The following is a 17482-nucleotide window of genomic DNA, read 5'->3' as shown; positions in this document are numbered from 1 at the left end:
GTGCGCCCATGGGGGTCCCCCCCAGCCGAAGGCTGGGGGAGACGAGCGGCGAACCCGGCGCCGAATACTGCAGGGGTAAACCGCGAGCGCTGTGGGGGTCCCCCCCCGGCCGAAGGCTGGGGGAGGGCGGGCGGCGGGGAAACCCCCAACAGCAACCACAACGCAACCGCACGCGCGGCGACACGGGTCACCCCGGTCCGGGCCGGGTCACCCCAGGGCGCGCTGGATGCCGGCCTCGCGGGGGCCGAGGAAACGGGGGTCCGGGGTGAACGCGGCGTCGAACGCGGCCTTCACGGCTCCGGCGACCTCGCGGGTCCCCCCGTAGTACCAGGTCGCGTCGTGCCGCTCGTCGACCCCGATCCCGTACGCCTCGATCCCGGCCGCCCCGCACAGCGCCAGCGCCCGCCGTATGTGGAAGCCCTGGCTCACCAGCAGCGCCCGGTCGACGCCGAAGACGCGCCGGGCCCGGGCGCAGGAGTCCCACGTGTCGAAGCCGGCGTAGTCGAGGACGACCTTGTCGCGGGGCACGCCGTGCGCGGCCAGGTAGTCCCGCATCGCGGTCGGCTCGTCGTAGTCGGTGCGGCCGTTGTCGCCCGTGACGAGGACCGCCCGCACCTTGTGCGCCGCCCACAGTTCGGCGGCCGCGTCGAGGCGGTGGGCCAGGTAGGGGGAGGGCTCGCCGTTCCACAGGCCCGCGCCGAAGACGACGGCGACGGGCTCCGCGGGGGCGTCCGCCACCGTACGGACCCGGTCGTCCGCGGTGACCTGGAGCCACGTCGCGGGCAGCAGCGCCAGTACGCCCAGGGCCACGGCGGCCCACAGCAGGTACCGCCGCCCCCGCCTGGACCGCGGTAGCCGTGGCAGCCGCCGCAGCCGCGCGAGCCGCCGCAGACGCGGCAGCACGGCCCCCACGCGTACCCCTGGCGTCTTCCGGTTCGGGCTTCGTTCCACGTCCGAGTCGACGTCCCGTACGTCCCTGCGGTTCCATGAGGGTGATGCGTGACGACCATTCCCGCCTCCCGTTCTTCGTGTACGGGACCCTGCGGCCCGGCGAGATCAACCACTCCTGGCTGCTGCGCGGCCGGACGACGTCCGAGACGCCCGCCGTGCTGCACGGTGCGCTGCTCTTCGACGGTCCGGGCTACCCGTACGCCGTGGCCGACGACCGCGGCCGCATCCACGGCGACGTCATCCATCCGGTCGAAGACCTGTACCAGGAGGTGCTCGCGGACCTGGACCGCCTGGAGGAGTACAGTCCGGGCGCCGCCGGGAACCTGTACGAGCGGGTGGTCCGCGACGTGCGCACCTACGCCGGGCGGACGGTGCCCGCATGGGTGTATCTGGCGGCCGCGGACCACGAACGGGAGCTGCGCGGGAAGGGGCGCCCCATCGAGGGCGGGGACTGGAAGCGCCGCTGACGCACGCTCCGCGGGCGGCCCTCACACCCGCCCGCACGGAGTGTGAAGTGGCGGAAACCAGTCGTCATCTCGGTGCAACGGCGTGGCAACCCCCGCTCGCCACACTCGGTGCATGACGGCCGAGGAACCCGCGCCGCACGGCGTGCCAGGACCGGACCACTTCGACAGCACGGCGCAGCTCATGTCCCGGATCACCACGCAGCTCAGCAGTCAGCTCTCGCGGGTGACGCTGCGCTCCGCGGCCCCCTGCCGCCCGGTCCTGGTCGCCGTCGCGCACGGCAGCCGCGACCCGGAGGCGCTGCGCACCGCGCACGCCCTGCTGGAGCGGATCAGGGACCTGCGCCCGGGGCTGTCGGTGCGGCTCGGTCACATCGAGATCGACGAGCCGTCGCTGGACGACACCCTTGCGGCCCTGCGCGGCGAGGCCGTCCTGGTGCCGCTGATGCTGACCCGCGGCCACCACGTCAAGCGGGACCTCCCCGGGGCGCTGGCCCGGGCCCCGCACCTGCGGGGGCGGGTCGCGGCGCCGCTCGGCCCGCACCCGCTGCTCGCCGAGGCGCTGCACGACCGTCTGGCCGAGGCGGGCTGGCGCACCGGCCCCCCGCGTGCCGCCCGGCGGGCCGGGATCGTACTGGCCGCCGCAGGGTCCCGTGACCCGCAGTCGGCCCGGGACACCGAGGCGACGGCCGCGCTGCTGCAGGCCCGGCTGGGCGGCGGGGTGCCGGTGGTGCCCGCGTACGCGTCGGCGGGGCCGGACGTCGCCGCGGCGGTGCGGCAGCTGTCGGCCGACGGCCGGGACCGGGTCGCGGTGGCCTCCTGCTTCGCCGCGCCGGGCCGCTTCGCGACGGCGGCGGCCGCCGCGGCGCCGTGGATCGCCGCCGCCCCGCTCGGCGCGCATCCGGCGATGGCGGCGCTGGTGCTGCACCGCTACGACCGGGCGCTGGCCGGCACGGCGGGTCCCGCCGCCGCGGCGCAGCTGGCCACGGCGTAGCCGCCCGGACCGGGTCGCGCCCGCTACCGTCGCGGTATGGACGCGAACCACCCTGCGGCGACCGACTACGCCCCCTACAGCGAAGCCGACACCGAGCGCTACGTGCCCGAGCCCGACAAGCGGCCCGGCCGCACGTCGTTCCAGCGGGACCGGGCCCGCATGCTGCACTCCGCGGGGCTGCGCCGGCTGGCCGGGAAGACGCAGGTGGTGGACCCGGTCGATGACGCCCGGGCGCTCAACAGCAGCCCGCGGACGCGGCTGACGCACAGCCTGGAGTGCGCCCAGGTCGGCCGGGAGCTCGGGGCGGCCCTCGGCTGCGACCCGGACCTGGTGGAGACCGCCTGCCTGGCCCACGACATCGGCCATCCGCCCTTCGGGCACAACGGGGAGATGGTGCTCGCCGAGGTCGCGGCCGGCTGCGGCGGCTTCGAGGGCAACGCCCAGAGCCTGCGCATCCTGACCCGGCTGGAGCCGAAGCGTTTCGCCCACGCCGACGACGGCACCCTGACCAGCGTGGGCCTCAACCTGACCCGGGCGGCGCTGGACGCGGCGACGAAGTACCCCTGGCCGCGCGGCGGGCACCCCACCGACCCCACCAGCCCCAAGTTCGGCGTGTACGAGGACGACCTGCCGGTCTTCGAGTGGCTGCGCCGCACCGCCCCCGCCGACCGCCCGTACGTGCAGTGCTTCGAGGCGCAGGTCATGGACTGGGCCGACGACGTGGCGTACTCCGTCCACGACGTCGAGGACGGGCTGCACGCCGGCCATCTGGACCCGGCGGTGCTGCTCGCCGAGCCCGAGCGCCGTGAGATCTTCGCCGTCGCCGCCGGCCGCTACGCCCCCGGGGCGGCCGAGGACGAGCTCGCGCAGGCCCTGGACCGGCTGCTGGACATGGAGTGGTGGCCGCACGGCTACGACGGTTCCGCCATCGCCCAGGCCCGGCTGAAGGACGCCACCTCGCAGCTGATCGGCCGCTTCTGCCTGGCCGCCGAGCGCGCCACCCGGGACGCCTACGGCACCGGCCGGCTCACCCGTCACCGCGCCCAACTGGTCGTCCCGCGCGACCAGCGGCTGGAGTGCGCCGTCCTGAAGGCGGTCGCCGACCGGTACGTCATGCAGCGCGAGGCGCAGGAGCGGCGGCGCGCCCAGCAGCGCGTGGTCATCGGGGAGCTCGCCGAGGCCCTGCTGGCCCGGGCGCCGGAGGGGCTGGACCCGCAGTTCCGCGGCATCTTCGACGAGGCCAAGGACGACCGGGCCCGGCAGCGGGCCGTCGTCGACCAGATCGCCTCGCTGACCGACGCGGCCGCGACCGCCCTGCACGCCCGGCTCACCGCCCCCCGGTGAGCCCCCGGCGGGCCCCCGGCCGCCCCCGTGCGCCGCGCCGCCCCCGTTCCCGGTCGGCGCGGCACTCTTCACGTCGGCCCTGCCGTGCGGGACGCTCACATGACTGGCAATTGCCAGAGGGAGGGCCGCCGGGCACCCGAGGACACCAGGGAGGCGCACAGTGGTGGACGCAGACCACACATTCGTCATCGTCGGGGCGGGGCTCGCCGGGGCGAAAGCGGCGGAGACGCTGCGCTCCGAGGGTTTCACCGGCCGCGTGATACTGATCGGGGACGAACGCGACCACCCCTACGAACGACCCCCGCTCTCCAAGGGCTTCCTGCTGGGCAACGAGGAGCGCGACTCGGTCTTCGTCCATCCCGCCGCCTGGTACGCCGAGCACGACGTCGAACTCCACCTCGGCCAGCCGGTCACCGGCCTGGACCGGACCGGCAAGCGGATCACCCTGGGCGACGGCACCTCCATCCCGTACGACAGGCTGCTGCTGACCACCGGCGCCGAGCCGCGCCGGCTGGACATCCCCGGCACCGACCTGGCCGGGGTGCACCACCTGCGCCGTCTCGCGCACGCCGAGCGGCTGAAGAACGTGCTGACCTCGCTCGGCCGCGAGAACGGCCACCTGGTGATCGCCGGAGCGGGCTGGATCGGCCTGGAGGTGGCGGCCGCCGCCCGCGGCTACGGCGTCGAGGTCACGGTCGTCGAGCCGCAGCCGTGCCCGCTGCACTCGGTCCTCGGCCCGGAGCTCGGCGAGGTCTTCGCCGACCTGCACCGCGAGCACGGGGTGCGGTTCCACTTCGGCGCCCGGCTCACCGAGATCACCGGTCAGGACGGCATGGTGATGTCGGTGCTCACCGACGACGGCGAGGAGCACCCCGCCCACCACGTGCTCGCCGCGATCGGCGCCGCCCCGCGCACCGCGCTCGCCGAGGCCGCCGGGCTGGCGCTGGCCGACCGCGCCGCGGGCGGCGGCATCGCCGTGGACGCCTCGCTGCGCACCTCCGACCCGGACGTCTTCGCCGCCGGAGACGTCGCCAACGCCGAACACCCCCTGCTGGGCGGCCGGTTGCGGGTCGAGCACTGGGCGAACGCCCTCAACAGCGGCCCCGTGGCGGCCCGTGCGATGCTCGGCGGGGACGTGGTGTACGACCGGGTCCCGTACTTCTTCACCGACCAGTACGACCTGGGCATGGAGTTCTCCGGGCACGCCGCCCCCGGCACCTACGACCAGGTGCTGGCCCGGGGCGACGTGGGCAAGCGGCAGTTCATCGCCTTCTGGCTGCGCGACGGCAGGGTGCTGGCCGGGATGAACGTCAACGTGTGGGACGTGACCGACACCGTCCAGAAGCTCATCCGCTCCGGCCGCCAGGTCGACACCGACGCGCTGGCCGACCCCACGGTGCCCCTGGCCTCCCTCCTGGAGTGAGCCCGGGGGCGGTCACCTAGCATGACTGTCATGGAGCCCAGGACCGCCGTCGTACCCGTCGAGGAGATCTTCGAACTGCGCTGGAGGGTGCTGCGGCCCGGGCTCCCGCGGAAGTCGGCGATCTTCCTGGAGGACGGTCATCCGCTCGCCTTCCACATGGCGGCCTACGGCGGCGACGGCGGCGACGAGGTCGTGGCGTGCGTCACGCTCTTCCCGGAGCAGCTGCCCGGCGACGGCGCGATCGCGTACCGCATCCGCGGCATGGCCAGCGCCCCGGAGGTCCGCGGCCGCGGCTACGGCGCTGCGCTGCTGCACGCCGCGCTGGAGCAGGCCCGGCAGCGCGGGGCCGAGCTGGTGTGGTGCAACGGCCGTACCTCGGCGCGCGGCTTCTGGGAGGGGCAGGGCTTCATGGCGGTGGGGGAGGAGTTCGTGCTGGAGCCGGCCGGGCCGCACTTCCTCTTCGTCGCCAAGCTGGTCTGACCTTCCCCGGGCCGCGCCGTAGAATCCTTCCGTGGCTGGGCGGATCAGGGACGAGGACGTCAAGGCGGTACGGGACGCGGTCCCGATCGACGCCGTCGTGTCCGAGTACCTGCAGCTCAGGAACGCGGGCGGCGGCAACCTGAAGGGCCTGTGCCCCTTCCACGACGAGAAGTCGCCCTCCTTCCACGTGAGCCCGAGCAAGGGGCTCTACCACTGCTTCGGCTGCCAGGAGGGCGGCGACACCCTCGACTTCGTGATGAAGGTCGACCACCTGTCCTTCTCGGAGGCGGTCGAGCGGCTCGCCGCCGTGGCGGGCATCACGCTGCGGTACGAGGAGGGCGGCTACACCCCGGGCCGGCAGCAGGGCGAGCGGATCCGGCTGGTCGAGGCGCACAAGGCGGCCGCGCAGTTCTACGTCGAGCAGCTGGGCGGGGCCGAGGCCGAGATCGGCCGGAAGTTCCTCACCGAGCGGGGCTTCGACCAGGCCGCCGCCGAGCACTTTGGCGTCGGCTACGCCCCGGCGGGCTGGGACCACCTCGTCCGCTTCCTGCGCGGCAAGGGCTTCACCGACCGCGAGCTGATCGTCTCCGGACTCGCCAGCGAGAGCCGCCGCGGCGGTGCCATCGACCGCTTCCGCGGCCGGCTGATCTGGCCGATCCGCGACATCACCGGTGAGGTGATCGGCTTCGGCGCGCGCAAGCTGCGCGAGGACGACCAGGGCCCGAAGTACCTCAACACCCCCGAGACGCCGATCTACAAGAAGTCCCAGGTCCTGTACGGCATCGACCTGGCGAAGAAGGAGATCGCCCGCACCAGCCGGGCCGTCGTCGTCGAGGGCTACACCGACGTCATGGCGTGCCACCTCGCGGGCGTCACCACCGCCATCGCGACCTGCGGCACCGCCTTCGGCGGCGATCACATCAAGATCCTCCGCCGGCTGCTGATGGACAACTCGGGCGCCGAGGTCGTCTTCACCTTCGACGGCGACGAGGCCGGCCAGAAGGCCGCCCTGCGCGCCTTCGAGGACGACCAGAAGTTCGCCGCCGAGACCTCCATCGCCATCACCCCCGGCGGCATGGACCCCTGCGACCTGCGCCTCGCCGAGGGCGACGCCGCCGTGCAGCGGCTGGTGGACACCCGTACCCCGCTGTTCGCCTTCGCCCTGACGTCGGTCGTCGCCCGCTACAACCTCGACACCGCCGAGGGCCGGGCCTCCGCGCTGGAAGCGGGCGCGCCCATCGTCGCGGGCATCAAGAACGCGTCCATCCAGCACGAGTACGCGGTGCAGCTGGCCGGCATGCTCGGCATCCTCGACTCGCAGTTCGTGGTGCGCCGTGTCTCCCAGCTCGCCCGCTGGCAGCGCGAACGCCGCCAGTCCGGCGGCGCCGCCCAGCCGGGCCGGGGCGCCGCGGCGCGCCCCGACGCGGCCCCGGGCCCCGCCGCGCCGGCCGGTCCGCGCGGGCCGCGGCTGGACATGCGCAGCCCCGCCCACCGGGTCGAGCGCGAACTGCTCAAGCTCGCCCTCCAGCACCCGGAACTGGTCTCCCCGGCCTTCGACGCCTACGGCGAGGACGAGTTCACCGCACCGCCGTACGCCGCCGTGCGCCGCGCCATCGCCGAGGCGGGCGGTGCCGAGGCCGCCGACGCCGAGTTCCTCGTCCGGGTCCGCGACGTGGCACCGGACGACACCGTGCGCTCGCTGGTGACCGAACTCGCCGTCGAGCCGGTCCAGCACAAGGCGCCGGACGTCTACGCCGGCAAGATCCTCGTCGACGTACGCCGTCAGGCGGTCGCCCGCCGCATCACCCAGCTCAACGCCGACCACACCCGGCTGAGCGCCCAGGGCCCGCGCGCCGACGAGGCCCAGCTCGCCGCCGTCCAGGGCGAGCTGTGGGCGCTCCAGCAGTACGGCCAGCGCCTGCGCGAACAGGGCGTCGCGGCCCTCTGAGCCGGGCGCGGACGGCCGTCCCGCCCGGGAAGGGACGGGGACGCGGGCGTGACGAGGGGGTTGCCCTCCGTCACAAAAAAGCGGCGCACGACCCTCGTGGGCATGGTGTGCCGTAGGCCACACTGGGGGCGGTGCAAGAGTCCTCGGAGCGCGGACTGCCGAGCGGTGTCGATGGTGACGCCACCGGAGTGCCGCTGACGGCGAACTCCCGGACGGGCCGTGGCGAGGACGCCGCGACCGTTCCGTCGCGGCGCGTCTCCGAGTCCGTGGCTGCGCTCACCGTGGAGGTCTCTCCCGTGCACATCCAGACACTGACGCCCCTGACGGCCCCGGCCGACGACCTGCTGGAGCGCGTGCCGGAGCAGAACCACGCGGCCGTGCACCCCGAGGAACCGGCCGGCGGACCCGACGAGGCGCAGGCGCGTGCGGAGGCCGCGGCGGAGACGGGGTCCGACCCCGACCCCGAGTCCGATGCCGACCCGGGCCCCGTACGGCGGTCCGGCGACGAGGTCTTCGGCCCGTCCGCGGACCTGTTCCGCCAGTACCTGCGCGAGATCGGCCGGATACCCCTGCTCACCGCCGAGGAGGAGGTCGAACTCGCCCGCCGGGTCGAGGCCGGCCTCTTCGCCGAGGAGAAGCTGAACGGCACTCCGGACCCCGACTCCCGGCTCGCCGTCGACCTCGACCGGCTGGTCGTGCTCGGCCGGATGGCCAAGCGCCGCCTGATCGAGGCCAACCTGCGCCTGGTCGTCTCCGTCGCCAAGCGGTACGTGGGCCGCGGCCTGACCATGCTCGACCTGGTCCAGGAGGGCAACCTCGGGCTGATCCGCGCCGTGGAGAAGTTCGACTACGCCCGCGGCTACAAGTTCTCCACCTACGCGACCTGGTGGATCCGCCAGGCCATGAGCCGCGCCCTGGCCGACCAGGCCCGCACCATCCGGGTCCCGGTCCACGTCGTGGAGCTGATCAACCGCGTCGTGCGCGTCCAGCGCCGCCTGCTGCAGGAACGTGGCTACGAGCCCTCCACCGAAGAGGTCGGCGCCCACCTGGAGATCCCCCCGGAGCGGGTGAGCGAGGTGCTGCGCCTGGCGCAGGAGCCGGTGAGCCTGCACGCCCCGGTCGGCGAGGAGGAGGACGTCGCCCTCGGTGACCTCATCGAGGACGGCGACGCCACCTCGCCCGTGGAGTCCGCCGCCTTCCTGCTGCTGCGCGAGCACCTGGAGGCGGTGCTGTCCACCCTCGGCGAGCGCGAGCGCAAGGTCGTCCAGCTGCGGTACGGCCTGGCCGACGGGCGCCCGCGCACCCTGGAGGAGATCGGCCGGATCTTCGGCGTCACCCGCGAGCGCATCCGGCAGATCGAGTCCAAGACCCTCAACAAGCTGCGCGACCACGCCTTCGCCGACCAGCTGCGCGGCTACCTGGACTGAGCACGCGCGAGCCCCCGCCGGCCGGGCCGGCGGGGGCTCGCGTCGCGGCCTCGCGGCCGGTCAGTCGACCTCCGCCACCGCCTGCGCGAACTGCGCCGCGTACAGCCGGGCGTAGGCGCCGTCCTTGGTCAGCAGCTCCTCGTGGGTGCCCTGTTCGACGATGGCGCCGCTCTCCATCACCAAGATGACGTCCGCGTCGCGGATCGTGGACAGCCGGTGCGCGATGACGAAGCTGGTCCGCCCGTGGCTGAGCTGCGCCATGGCCCGCTGGATCAGCACCTCGGTACGGGTGTCGACCGAGCTGGTGGCCTCGTCGAGGACGAGGATCACCGGGTCGGACAGGAACGCCCGCGCGATGGTGATCAGCTGCTTCTCGCCGGCGCTGACGCCCGTGCCCTCGTCGTCGATGACGGTGTCGTACCCGTCCGGGAGGGTGCGGACGAAGCGGTCCGCGTGCGCGGCGCGCGCGGCCTCCTCGACCTGCTCGCGGGTCGCGCCCTCGGTGCCGTACGCGATGTTCTCCGCGATCGTGCCGCCGAACAGCCACGTGTCCTGCAGCACCATGCCGATGCCGGAGCGGAGTTCCTCCCGCGGCAGGGACGCGATGTCGGTGCCGTCGACGGTGATCCGCCCGCCGGTGACCTCGTAGAAGCGCATGAGCAGGTTGACCAGCGTGGTCTTGCCCGCGCCGGTCGGGCCGACGATGGCGACCGTGTGGCCCGGTTCGACGGTCAGCGACAGGTCCTCGATGAGCGGCTTCTCCGGCTCGTAGCGGAACGCCACGTCCTCGAATCGGACCTCGCCGTGCTGCTCCTTGCGCAGCCCGAGCGTCTTCGGCTCGGGGCTCTGCTCCTGGGCGTCGAGCAGCTCGAAGACCCGCTCGGCGGAGGCGACCCCGGACTGCACCAGGTTGGACATGCTCGCCACCTGGGTCAGCGGCTGGCTGAACTGCCGGCTGTACTGGATGAAGGCCTGGACGTCGCCGATGGACAGCGCGCCGCTGGCCACCCGCAGCCCGCCCACGACGGCCACCAGGATGTAGTTGACGTTCCCGATGAACATCATCGCGGGCTGGATGACGCCCGAGATGAACTGCGCCCGGAAGCCCGACTGGTAGAGCGCCTCGTTCTGCTCGCGGAAGGCCTCCGCGGACTCCTCCTGGCGGCCGAAGACCTTCACCAGGGTGTGCCCGGTGTACATCTCCTCGATGTGGGCGTTGAGCTTGCCGGTGGTCCGCCACTGCTGCACGAACTGCGGCTGGGCCCGCTTGCCGACCGCCGTGGCGACGAACACCGACAGCGGCACGGTCACCAGCGCCACCAGCGCCAGCAGCCAGGAGATCGAGAACATCATCACCAGCACGCCCACGATCGACAGCAGCGCGAAGATGATCTGCCCCATCGTCTGCTGCAGCGTCTGGCCGATGTTGTCGATGTCGTTGGTGGCCCGGCTCAGCACCTCGCCGCGCGGCTGCCGGTCGAAGTACGACAGGGGCAGCCGGGCCAGCTTCGCCTCGACGTCCTGGCGCAGCCGGAACACGGTGCGCTGGATGACCGTCGTGGCCAGCCGGCCCTGGACGACCGCGAAGACCGCGGCGGCCGCGTAGATCGCGAGGGCGGTCAGCAGCACGTGGCCCACGGCGTCGAAGTCGATCCCGGCGCCCGGGGTGAAGTCGGCGGACTGCAGCAGGTCGGCGAGGGTGTTGCTGCCCTCCTGCCGCAGGTGCTCGATCGCCCCGGCCTTGTCGGTGCCCGCGGGCAGCGAACGGCCGAGGACCCCGGCGAAGATCAGGTCGGTGGCCTTGCCCAGGATCCTCGGGCCGATGACGTTGAGGGCGACGCCCAGCGTCGTGCAGGCCAGCATGGCGACGACCAGGGTGCGCTCGGGGCGCATCAGCCCCAGCAGCCGCTTGCCGGAGCCCTTGAAGTCCATGGACCGCTCGGTGGGCTGGCCGCCCATGAACCGCATCGGCCCCGCCGTGGGTGCGGGCCCCCTCCGGGGCGCGGGGACGCTCATGCCGCCTCCTGCTCGGTGAGCTGGGAGAGCACGATCTCCCGGTACGTGGGATTGCCGTCCATCAGTTCGTGGTGGGTGCCCGTGCCGACCACACGGCCCTCGTCGAGGACCACGATCCGGTCGGCGTCGCGGATGGTGCTGACCCGCTGCGCGACGATCACGACGGTCGCGTCCGCCGTCTCCCGGGCCAGCGCCCGGCGCAGCGCGGCGTCGGTGGCGTAGTCCAGCGCGGAGAAGGAGTCGTCGAAGAGGTAGACGGTGGGCTTGCGCACCAGGGCCCGCGCGATGGCGAGGCGCTGGCGCTGGCCGCCGGAGACGTTGGTGCCGCCCTGGGCGATCGGGGCGTCGAGTCCGGAGCCGCCGCCCTCCTGCGCGAGCCGCTCCACGAACTCCCGGGCCTGCGCGATCTCCAGGGCGTGCCAGAGCTCCTCGTCGGTGGCCTCGGGGTTGCCGTAGCGCAGGTTGGAGGCGACCGTCCCGGTGAACAGGTACGGCTTCTGCGGGACCAGGGCGACCGTCTCGGCCAGGTGCGCCGCGTCCAGTTCACGGACGTCGGTGCCGTCGATCAGCACCTGGCCGCCGGTGGCGTCGAACAGCCGCGGCACCAGACCCAGCAGGGTCGTCTTGCCGCTGCCGGTGGAGCCGATCACCGCCGTGGTCTCCCCGGGCCGGGCGACCAGGTCGATGCCGCGCAGCACCTCGGCCTCGGCGCCCGGGTACGCGAAGTCCGCGGCGCGCAGCTCCAGCTCGCCGCGCCGTACCGCGAGCCGCACCGGATCGGCGGGCGGGGTGACGCTCGGGTCGGTGCCCAGCACCTCCTCGATGCGCTCGGCGCAGACCTCGGCACGCGGCACCATCATCACCATGAAGGTGGCCATCATGATCGACATGAGGATCTGCATCAGGTAGCTGATGAAGGCGGTGAGCGCGCCGATCTGCATGCCGCCGCTGTCGATCCGGTGGGCGCCGAACCACAGCACGGCCACGCTCGTGACGTTCACGACGGCCATCGCGACCGGGAACATCAGCGTCATCATCCGCCCGGCGCGCAGCGCGACGTCCGTCAGGTCGTCGTTGGCCTTGCGGAAGCGGGCCTGCTCGAAATCGTCCTTGACGAAGGCGCGGATGACCCGGATGCCGGTGATCTGCTCCCGCAGTACCCGGTTCACCGTGTCGAGCCGTTCCTGCATGGAGCGGAAGAGCGGACGCAGCTTCCGTACCAGCAGCAGCACCAGCACGCCCAGCACCGGCACCACCGCCAGCAGCAGCGAGGACAGCGGCACGTCCTGGCCGAGCGCCATGATGATGCCGCCGAAGCACATGATCGGTGCCGAGACCATCAGCGTGAAGGTCATCAGCACCAGCATCTGCACCTGCTGGACGTCGTTGGTCGTCCGGGTGATCAGCGAGGGGGCGCCGAACTGCCCGACCTCGCGGGAGGAGAAGCGCTGCACCCGGTCGAAGACGGAGGCGCGGATGTCCCGGCCGACCGCCATCGAGGTGCGGGCGCCGTGGTAGACGGCGCCCACCGAGCAGGCGAGCTGGACGAGGGTCACGGCGAGCATGATGGCGCCGACCCGGAGGATGTAACCCGTGTCCCCCTTGACGACGCCGTCGTCGATGATGTCGGCGTTGAGGGTGGGCAGGTAGAGCATGGCGAGGGTCGCCACGAGCTGCAGTACGACGAGCACGGAGACGGCACGCCTGTAGGGAAGGAGATGGGACCGGAGGAGACGGATCAGCACGACGGATGACCCTATAGTCCGATGGTTGCCGTAGGCACACGATTTACCGGCCCATGGCCGACTCCGGGATCAACCCGGGAACGCCCCCGGATGCGTCTGCTCACGCACCGCGACGTACTGCTGCCGCACCGAGTGCCCGATCGGCCCGTCGTCCGGGCCCGGTTCGGCCACGGCGTAGTCCGCGGGGTGCCAGTACGGAGGCTGCTCCGGCGAGGCCGTGCCGTTCACCACCCCCAGTGACCAGGCCGCCTGCCGGGCCGCGCCCAGCGCCGCGTACTCGCCCGGCGGCGGCACGACGACCTGCGCGCCCAGCAGCGCCGGGGCCATCGACCGTACGGCGGGGAGGTCACCCGCCGGGCCCAGCAGGAAGATCCGGCGCACCTCCACCCCGCGCGCCCGCAGCACGTCCAGCGCGTCCGCCAGCCCGCACAGCATCCCCTCGAACGCCGCCCGCGCCAGGTGCTCCGGCTTCATGCTCTCGCGCCGCAGCCCGTGCAGCGTCCCCGCGGTGTGCGGCAGGTCAGGTGTGCGCTCGCCCTCCAGGTACGGCAGCAGCACCAGGCCGTACGAACCCGGGGTGGAGCGCATCGCCAGCTCCGACAGCCCGGCCAGGTCGGTGCCGAGGAGCTCGGCGGTGCCGCGCAGCACCCGTACGGCGTTGCGGGTGTGAACGACCGGCAGATGGCGGCCGGTCGCGTCGGCGAAGGAGGTGATCAGGCCGGTCGGGTCGCTCAGCGCGTGGTGGTGCACCGCGAAGACCGTCCCGGCCGCTCCCAGCGACACCACCGCGTCCCCCGGGCCGACGCCCAGTCCGAGGGCGGCCGCCATGTTGTCCCCGGTACCGGCCGAGATCAGCAGCCCCTCCGGGGTCCGGCCGGCCGGCTCGGCGGGGGCCAGCACGTCGGGCAGCTGCACCGGATGGCCGAGCGCCAGCTCCACGATGTCCGTGCGCCACTGTCCGGTCGCCGCCGACCAGTAGCCCGTGCCCGAGGCGTCGCCCCGGTCCGTCGTGCGCCGCCGGGGGCGGCCCATGAGCTGCCACACCAGCCAGTCGTGCGGCAGCAGCACCTGCGCGGTGCGCTGCGCCGAGGCGGGTTCGTGCCGGGCCAGCCAGCGCAGCTTGGCCACCGGGTACGCGGCCTGCGGCACCGCCCCGACCGCCTCGGCCCAGGCGCCGGGACCGCCCAGCTCCTCGGTCAGGTCGGCGGCCTGGATCTGCGCCCGCTTGTCGTTCCAGAGCAGTGCGGGCCGCACGAGCGCCCCGCCGGCGTCCAGCGCCAGCATCCCGTGCTGCTGTCCGGAGACCCCGATGGCCTCCACGCCCTCGAGCATCCCGCCCTTGGCGGCCTCGCCCAGCGACAGCAGCCAGGCCTCGGGGTCGATCTCGGTCGGCGTCCCGGCGCCCTCGCCGCCCGGCAGGGGGTGCGGGGCGTGCGTCTGCCGGAGCACGGCTCCGTTTTCGGTGTCGCACACGACGACCGTCGTGCCGCTGCCCGAGCTGTCGATCCCCGCCACAATCCCCATGCGGGCATCATGCCGCACCCGGCGCGTACGGCGGAAAACCGGGCACCTTCACCCGCATCCGCCCGCGCCGGACCGGCGTCGTCAGGTGTTGCTGGTGCCCCAGTCGTCCTCGACCGCCGAGCCGTTGCCGCGCACGCGGCGCAGCCGCTCCGCGACCGCCGGCGGCAGCCGGTCCCCGACCTTGGCGGTCACCGCGTCCACGGCCTTCACGGCCGCCCCGCGGCCCGCTTGGCCCGCGGACTCCACGGTGTTCCGCACCGCCGGGTTCTGCGCGACGCGCTGGGCGCTCTTGCGCAGCTGCTCGTACCGGTCGCGGCCGGCCCGCGCCCCGAGCACGTACCCGACGGCGACCCCGCTGATGAACGTCAGCCGGTAGCGCATGGCTCCACCCTCTCCTCGTCTCGGGGCTGTGCTTCGCGCCTACCCGTCGTGGCCAGCGGACAACCACGGAGATACCGGTTGGCGGAGCACCCCCCACCTTGCGCTAATGTATGTGTCGCAGCGAGCGCACGCCGTCCGGGATGCCGGAAACGGGTGCATTCGGTGCAAGCGGAGCGATCCCCTGTAGCTCAATTGGCAGAGCAGCCGGCTGTTAACCGGCAGGTTACTGGTTCGAGTCCAGTCGGGGGAGCTCGCGCTCCTCTATCCCCTGTAGCTCAATTGGCAGAGCAGCCGGCTGTTAACCGGCAGGTTACTGGTTCGAGTCCAGTCGGGGGAGCAGCGGTCAAGGACCCCCGTGGGGGTCCTTTTTCGTGTCCCCGGGAACCGGTCATCCGGTGATCGCAGTCCACCAGGTGGTGCGTCTGTGACCCGCGAGGGCGACAGATCGTATGAGCAGCTATGCTGCGGCAGACGGCGTGCACGGGATGGTGACGGCACGCCGTACGGGGCGGTAGCTCAGCCGGTTAGAGCAGCGGACTCATAATCCGTCGGTCGTGGGTTCGAGTCCCACCCGCCCCACCAAGGGCCGTGGGCCCGCAGGTTCAGGACCTGCAGCGGGATAACGAACGAAGCCCCTCCGGGTCACCCGGAGGGGCTTCACTGATCGTTGGCCGGTCCGTCGAAGGGCTCGGCGACGGCCCGGTGCGGGGCGGGCGGAAGGCCACGCGCCCGGCCGTACGGCTGTGCGGGACGCGCTCCCGGTACGCCCATTCGCTGAGGCGCACCGCCGGCGGGGACGGGCGGGTGCGGGATGCGGGTCCCGTCGTCACCCGGCCGCGTACGCTTTGCGGCACTCCTCGGCTGCCGTGAAGTACGCGTCGCGGAAGTCGCTTTGGAGGTCAGGTGGCAAGTGCTCGAACGTGACCTCGCCCTGCACGATCACCGCCATCGTGTGGGAGGCCACCGCGAGCGGGGTCCATGCCGTGTCGAGGTTTTCGGCGTGCGAAGCCTTGTTGGCGGTGGCGCTCGCCTCTGCCGCTGCCGTGTCCACGTGCACCGGCACGGTGGGGTCGGGGCCCGGCAGGTGGGCGTCCTGGCCGAAGCCCCATGATCGGCAGACGGACTGTGCTTCGGCCAGGGCTGTGGCTCTCTGCCCGGTGACGCCGTCACCGCTGGTGCACCCGGCGAGGGTGAGGGCCGTCGTTGCGGCGGCGCAGACGGCCAGTGCTGCACGCAGCCCTGATCGGCTGCGCGCGTGCGGCGCGAGGTCTGAGCTCTCATTGGCGGCCATTCCGGCCCTCCCCGTGTGAGTGGCCTGCGCATCCTACGCGTCCGCGGAAGCGCCGGGGACGGAACGGTGACCGGGGCGGCGGGCCCGCGCGGCCGCCCAACTGCCCTGGTACGCGGTCGCGTTCGCCGGGGAGGGGCCGCGCGGGGAATCCGGCGCCGCCGGACGGCGCGTCACACCGTGGACAGGTCGATCGCCCGGTCGGCGTCCGCGGGGCGCAGGACGCGGAGGATGCCCTCCAGGAGGTAGTAGTCGGCGTAGGGGACGGAGACCTCGACGCCGTCCTCGGCGGGGCGGTTGCGGGTGCAGCGGGCGACGACGGCCTGGGCGCGGGTGGAGCGGGTGGTCAGGCAGGTGCGGGACAGGGCGAGGAGCAGCTGCAGGGCGCTCTCGCGGTAGCGGGCCGTGCCGGTGGCTGCGGCGAGGTCGAGCAGGCCGCAGGCCATGACCGCGCCGGCCGAGGCGTCCTTGACGTCGTTCGGCTGCTGCGGGGCGAGGTAGTCCCAGACGGGGACGTGATCGGGCGTCAGCGCGCCGAGCGCGAAGTCCGCGAGCCTGCGGGCCGTGGCGAGGAACTCCGGGTGGCCGGTGCGGCGGAACATCGTGGTGAAGCCGTAGACGCCCCAGGCCTGGCCGCGGGACCAGCAGGAGGCGGGGCTGTAGCCCTGCACGGTGTTGGGCCCGACGGGGGCGCCGGTGGCCGGGTCGAAGTCGAAGACGTGCGGCGTGGAGCCGTCGGGCCGCAGGAAGTGGCGCTGGGTGGTCCGCGCGTGCGCGACGGCGATGTCGAGGTAGGCCGGGTCCCCGGTCTGCCGGCCGGCGAAGGCCAGGAGGTCGAGGTTCATCATCGTGTCCATGATCACCCGGCCCGCGTTGTCGGCGCTGCCGAGCGCGCCCCAGGCCCGGATGAAACGGCCTGCCGTGTTGTACCGCTTGATCAGGGAGGACGCCGCCTGCAGGGCGCCGTCGCGCCACTTGGGGTCGCCGGTCAGGCGCCAGGCGGTCACCCAGGACGGGGAGAAGAGGAAACCGAGGTCGTGCGTGCCGGTGTCGGTGCGCCGGGGCGCCAGCCGTTCCGCGGCGGCGAGGGCCAGGGAGCGGAACTGCGGGTCGCCGCTGTGCAGCCACGCCATCCACAGCGTGCCGGGCCAGAACCCGCCCACCCAGTCGCCGTCGGCGGAGTAGGTCCACTTCTCGAACTTCGTGATGACCGGGAACGAGGTCACCCCGGGTGCCACCGCGCGCAGCTTCGCCACCGCGTAGTCCGCCGTCTCCCGCAGCGTGCGGGTGGTCGCGGCCGGGTCGTCGGCGTACGCGGTGTGCGCGGGGGGTGCGGCTTGTGCCGGGGGAGCGAGCGCGGTGGTCGCCGCGGCGGCGCCCGCGGCGGTGGTCAGCAGATGGCGCCGGGAGATGCCCATGGGTGCCTGCCATTCGGAGTGGGGGGTCGCGAGGAGGCCAGGGTCAGCCTGGCATCCCTATGACAGTGCTGTACACCTA

Annotated in this window: 14 protein-coding genes and 3 tRNA genes; 10 read left to right on the top strand and 7 right to left on the bottom strand. The window is 73.3% G+C overall.

Translation table 11 applies throughout. The annotated features are described in order from the left end of the window. Positions 1-207 precede the first annotated feature (207 nt). A complete protein-coding gene (locus ACFYYN_RS10620; protein WP_500545453.1) occupies positions 208-912 on the bottom strand; it encodes a SanA/YdcF family protein in 705 nt (234 codons plus the stop codon). Between the two features lie 83 nt (positions 913-995). Here ACFYYN_RS10620 and ACFYYN_RS10615 point away from each other — a divergent pair, with 83 nt between their 5' ends. The 7 genes from ACFYYN_RS10615 (at position 996) to ACFYYN_RS10585 (ending at position 9031) form a co-directional block, all read left to right on the top strand. Continuing rightward, positions 996-1418 (top strand): gamma-glutamylcyclotransferase family protein, encoded by a 423-nt coding sequence (locus tag ACFYYN_RS10615; RefSeq protein WP_500545452.1) that lies wholly within the window; start codon positions 996-998, stop codon positions 1416-1418. A 112-nt stretch (positions 1419-1530) separates the two neighbouring features. After that, on the top strand, positions 1531-2409 hold the full coding sequence (locus ACFYYN_RS10610; RefSeq protein ID WP_500545450.1) for a sirohydrochlorin chelatase: 879 nt from the start codon (positions 1531-1533) through the stop codon (positions 2407-2409). A gap of 36 nt (positions 2410-2445) precedes the next feature. Further along, entirely contained in the window at positions 2446-3753 is a 1308-nt protein-coding gene (locus ACFYYN_RS10605) for a deoxyguanosinetriphosphate triphosphohydrolase (RefSeq protein WP_500545449.1), read from the top strand. Between the two features lie 160 nt (positions 3754-3913). Further along, entirely contained in the window at positions 3914-5176 is a 1263-nt protein-coding gene (locus ACFYYN_RS10600; RefSeq protein WP_500332382.1) for an NAD(P)/FAD-dependent oxidoreductase, read from the top strand. Between the two features lie 30 nt (positions 5177-5206). Next, positions 5207-5656, top strand: a complete 450-nt coding sequence (locus tag ACFYYN_RS10595; protein WP_500332381.1) for a GNAT family N-acetyltransferase — start codon at positions 5207-5209, stop codon at positions 5654-5656. Between the two features lie 31 nt (positions 5657-5687). Then, a complete protein-coding gene (gene dnaG, locus ACFYYN_RS10590; protein ID WP_500545448.1) occupies positions 5688-7604 on the top strand; it encodes a DNA primase in 1917 nt (638 codons plus the stop codon). A 131-nt stretch (positions 7605-7735) separates the two neighbouring features. Continuing rightward, positions 7736-9031: an RNA polymerase sigma factor gene (locus ACFYYN_RS10585; RefSeq protein WP_500545446.1), complete on the top strand. Its 1296-nt coding sequence runs from the start codon at positions 7736-7738 to the stop codon at positions 9029-9031. Positions 9032-9091: 60 nt separating this feature from the next. Here the strand turns inward: ACFYYN_RS10585 and ACFYYN_RS10580 are convergent, their stop codons facing one another. The 4 genes from ACFYYN_RS10580 to ACFYYN_RS10565 all read right to left on the bottom strand — a co-directional run bounded on the left by ACFYYN_RS10580 (position 9092) and on the right by ACFYYN_RS10565 (position 14697). Beyond that, positions 9092-11047 (bottom strand): ABC transporter ATP-binding protein, encoded by a 1956-nt coding sequence (locus tag ACFYYN_RS10580; RefSeq protein WP_500322003.1) that lies wholly within the window; start codon positions 11045-11047, stop codon positions 9092-9094. After that, positions 11044-12792 (bottom strand): ABC transporter ATP-binding protein, encoded by a 1749-nt coding sequence (locus ACFYYN_RS10575; protein WP_500545445.1) that lies wholly within the window; start codon positions 12790-12792, stop codon positions 11044-11046. Before ACFYYN_RS10575 ends, ACFYYN_RS10580 begins: the two co-directional genes overlap by 4 nt. 69 nt (positions 12793-12861) lie before the next feature. After that, positions 12862-14316: an FGGY family carbohydrate kinase gene (locus tag ACFYYN_RS10570; RefSeq protein ID WP_500322005.1), complete on the bottom strand. Its 1455-nt coding sequence runs from the start codon at positions 14314-14316 to the stop codon at positions 12862-12864. An 81-nt stretch (positions 14317-14397) separates the two neighbouring features. Beyond that, complete coding sequence (locus ACFYYN_RS10565; protein ID WP_500545444.1) at positions 14398-14697, bottom strand: YtxH domain-containing protein; 300 nt, start codon at positions 14695-14697, stop codon at positions 14398-14400. A gap of 177 nt (positions 14698-14874) precedes the next feature. Here ACFYYN_RS10565 and ACFYYN_RS10560 point away from each other — a divergent pair. The 3 genes from ACFYYN_RS10560 (at position 14875) to ACFYYN_RS10550 (ending at position 15279) form a co-directional block, all read left to right on the top strand. Continuing rightward, positions 14875-14947 (top strand) — tRNA-Asn (locus ACFYYN_RS10560). 14 nt (positions 14948-14961) lie between these two features. After that, positions 14962-15034 (top strand) — tRNA-Asn (locus ACFYYN_RS10555). Positions 15035-15202: 168 nt separating this feature from the next. After that, positions 15203-15279: transfer RNA gene (locus tag ACFYYN_RS10550), tRNA-Ile, on the top strand. A 244-nt stretch (positions 15280-15523) separates the two neighbouring features. Here ACFYYN_RS10550 and ACFYYN_RS10545 read toward each other — a convergent pair. After that, the gene (locus ACFYYN_RS10545; RefSeq protein ID WP_500545443.1) at positions 15524-15988 is read right to left on the bottom strand and encodes a hypothetical protein; all 465 of its coding nucleotides are present in this window, start codon (positions 15986-15988) and stop codon (positions 15524-15526) included. A gap of 170 nt (positions 15989-16158) precedes the next feature. Further along, complete coding sequence (locus ACFYYN_RS10540) at positions 16159-17403, bottom strand: glycoside hydrolase family 88 protein (protein WP_500545442.1); 1245 nt, start codon at positions 17401-17403, stop codon at positions 16159-16161. Positions 17404-17482 lie beyond the last annotated feature (79 nt).

The sequence above is a fragment of the Streptomyces sp. NPDC001902 genome, assembly GCF_042891295.1.
GTDB lineage: Bacteria > Actinomycetota > Actinomycetes > Streptomycetales > Streptomycetaceae > Actinacidiphila.
This window is presented reverse-complemented; position numbering and strand designations above follow the sequence as displayed.

Coding starts and splice junctions, on each gene's coding strand:
- ACFYYN_RS10565 (WP_500545444.1), bottom strand. CDS start 14,697: ATGCGCTACCGGCTGACGTTCATCAGCGGGGTCGCCGTCGGGTACGTG.
- ACFYYN_RS10540 (WP_500545442.1), bottom strand. CDS start 17,403: ATGGGCATCTCCCGGCGCCATCTGCTGACCACCGCCGCGGGCGCCGCC.
- ACFYYN_RS10570 (WP_500322005.1), bottom strand. CDS start 14,316: ATGGGGATTGTGGCGGGGATCGACAGCTCGGGCAGCGGCACGACGGTC.
- ACFYYN_RS10605 (WP_500545449.1), top strand. CDS start 2,446: ATGGACGCGAACCACCCTGCGGCGACCGACTACGCCCCCTACAGCGAA.
- ACFYYN_RS10615 (WP_500545452.1), top strand. CDS start 996: ATGCGTGACGACCATTCCCGCCTCCCGTTCTTCGTGTACGGGACCCTG.
- ACFYYN_RS10595 (WP_500332381.1), top strand. CDS start 5,207: ATGGAGCCCAGGACCGCCGTCGTACCCGTCGAGGAGATCTTCGAACTG.
- ACFYYN_RS10610 (WP_500545450.1), top strand. CDS start 1,531: ATGACGGCCGAGGAACCCGCGCCGCACGGCGTGCCAGGACCGGACCAC.
- ACFYYN_RS10545 (WP_500545443.1), bottom strand. CDS start 15,988: ATGGCCGCCAATGAGAGCTCAGACCTCGCGCCGCACGCGCGCAGCCGA.
- ACFYYN_RS10580 (WP_500322003.1), bottom strand. CDS start 11,047: ATGAGCGTCCCCGCGCCCCGGAGGGGGCCCGCACCCACGGCGGGGCCG.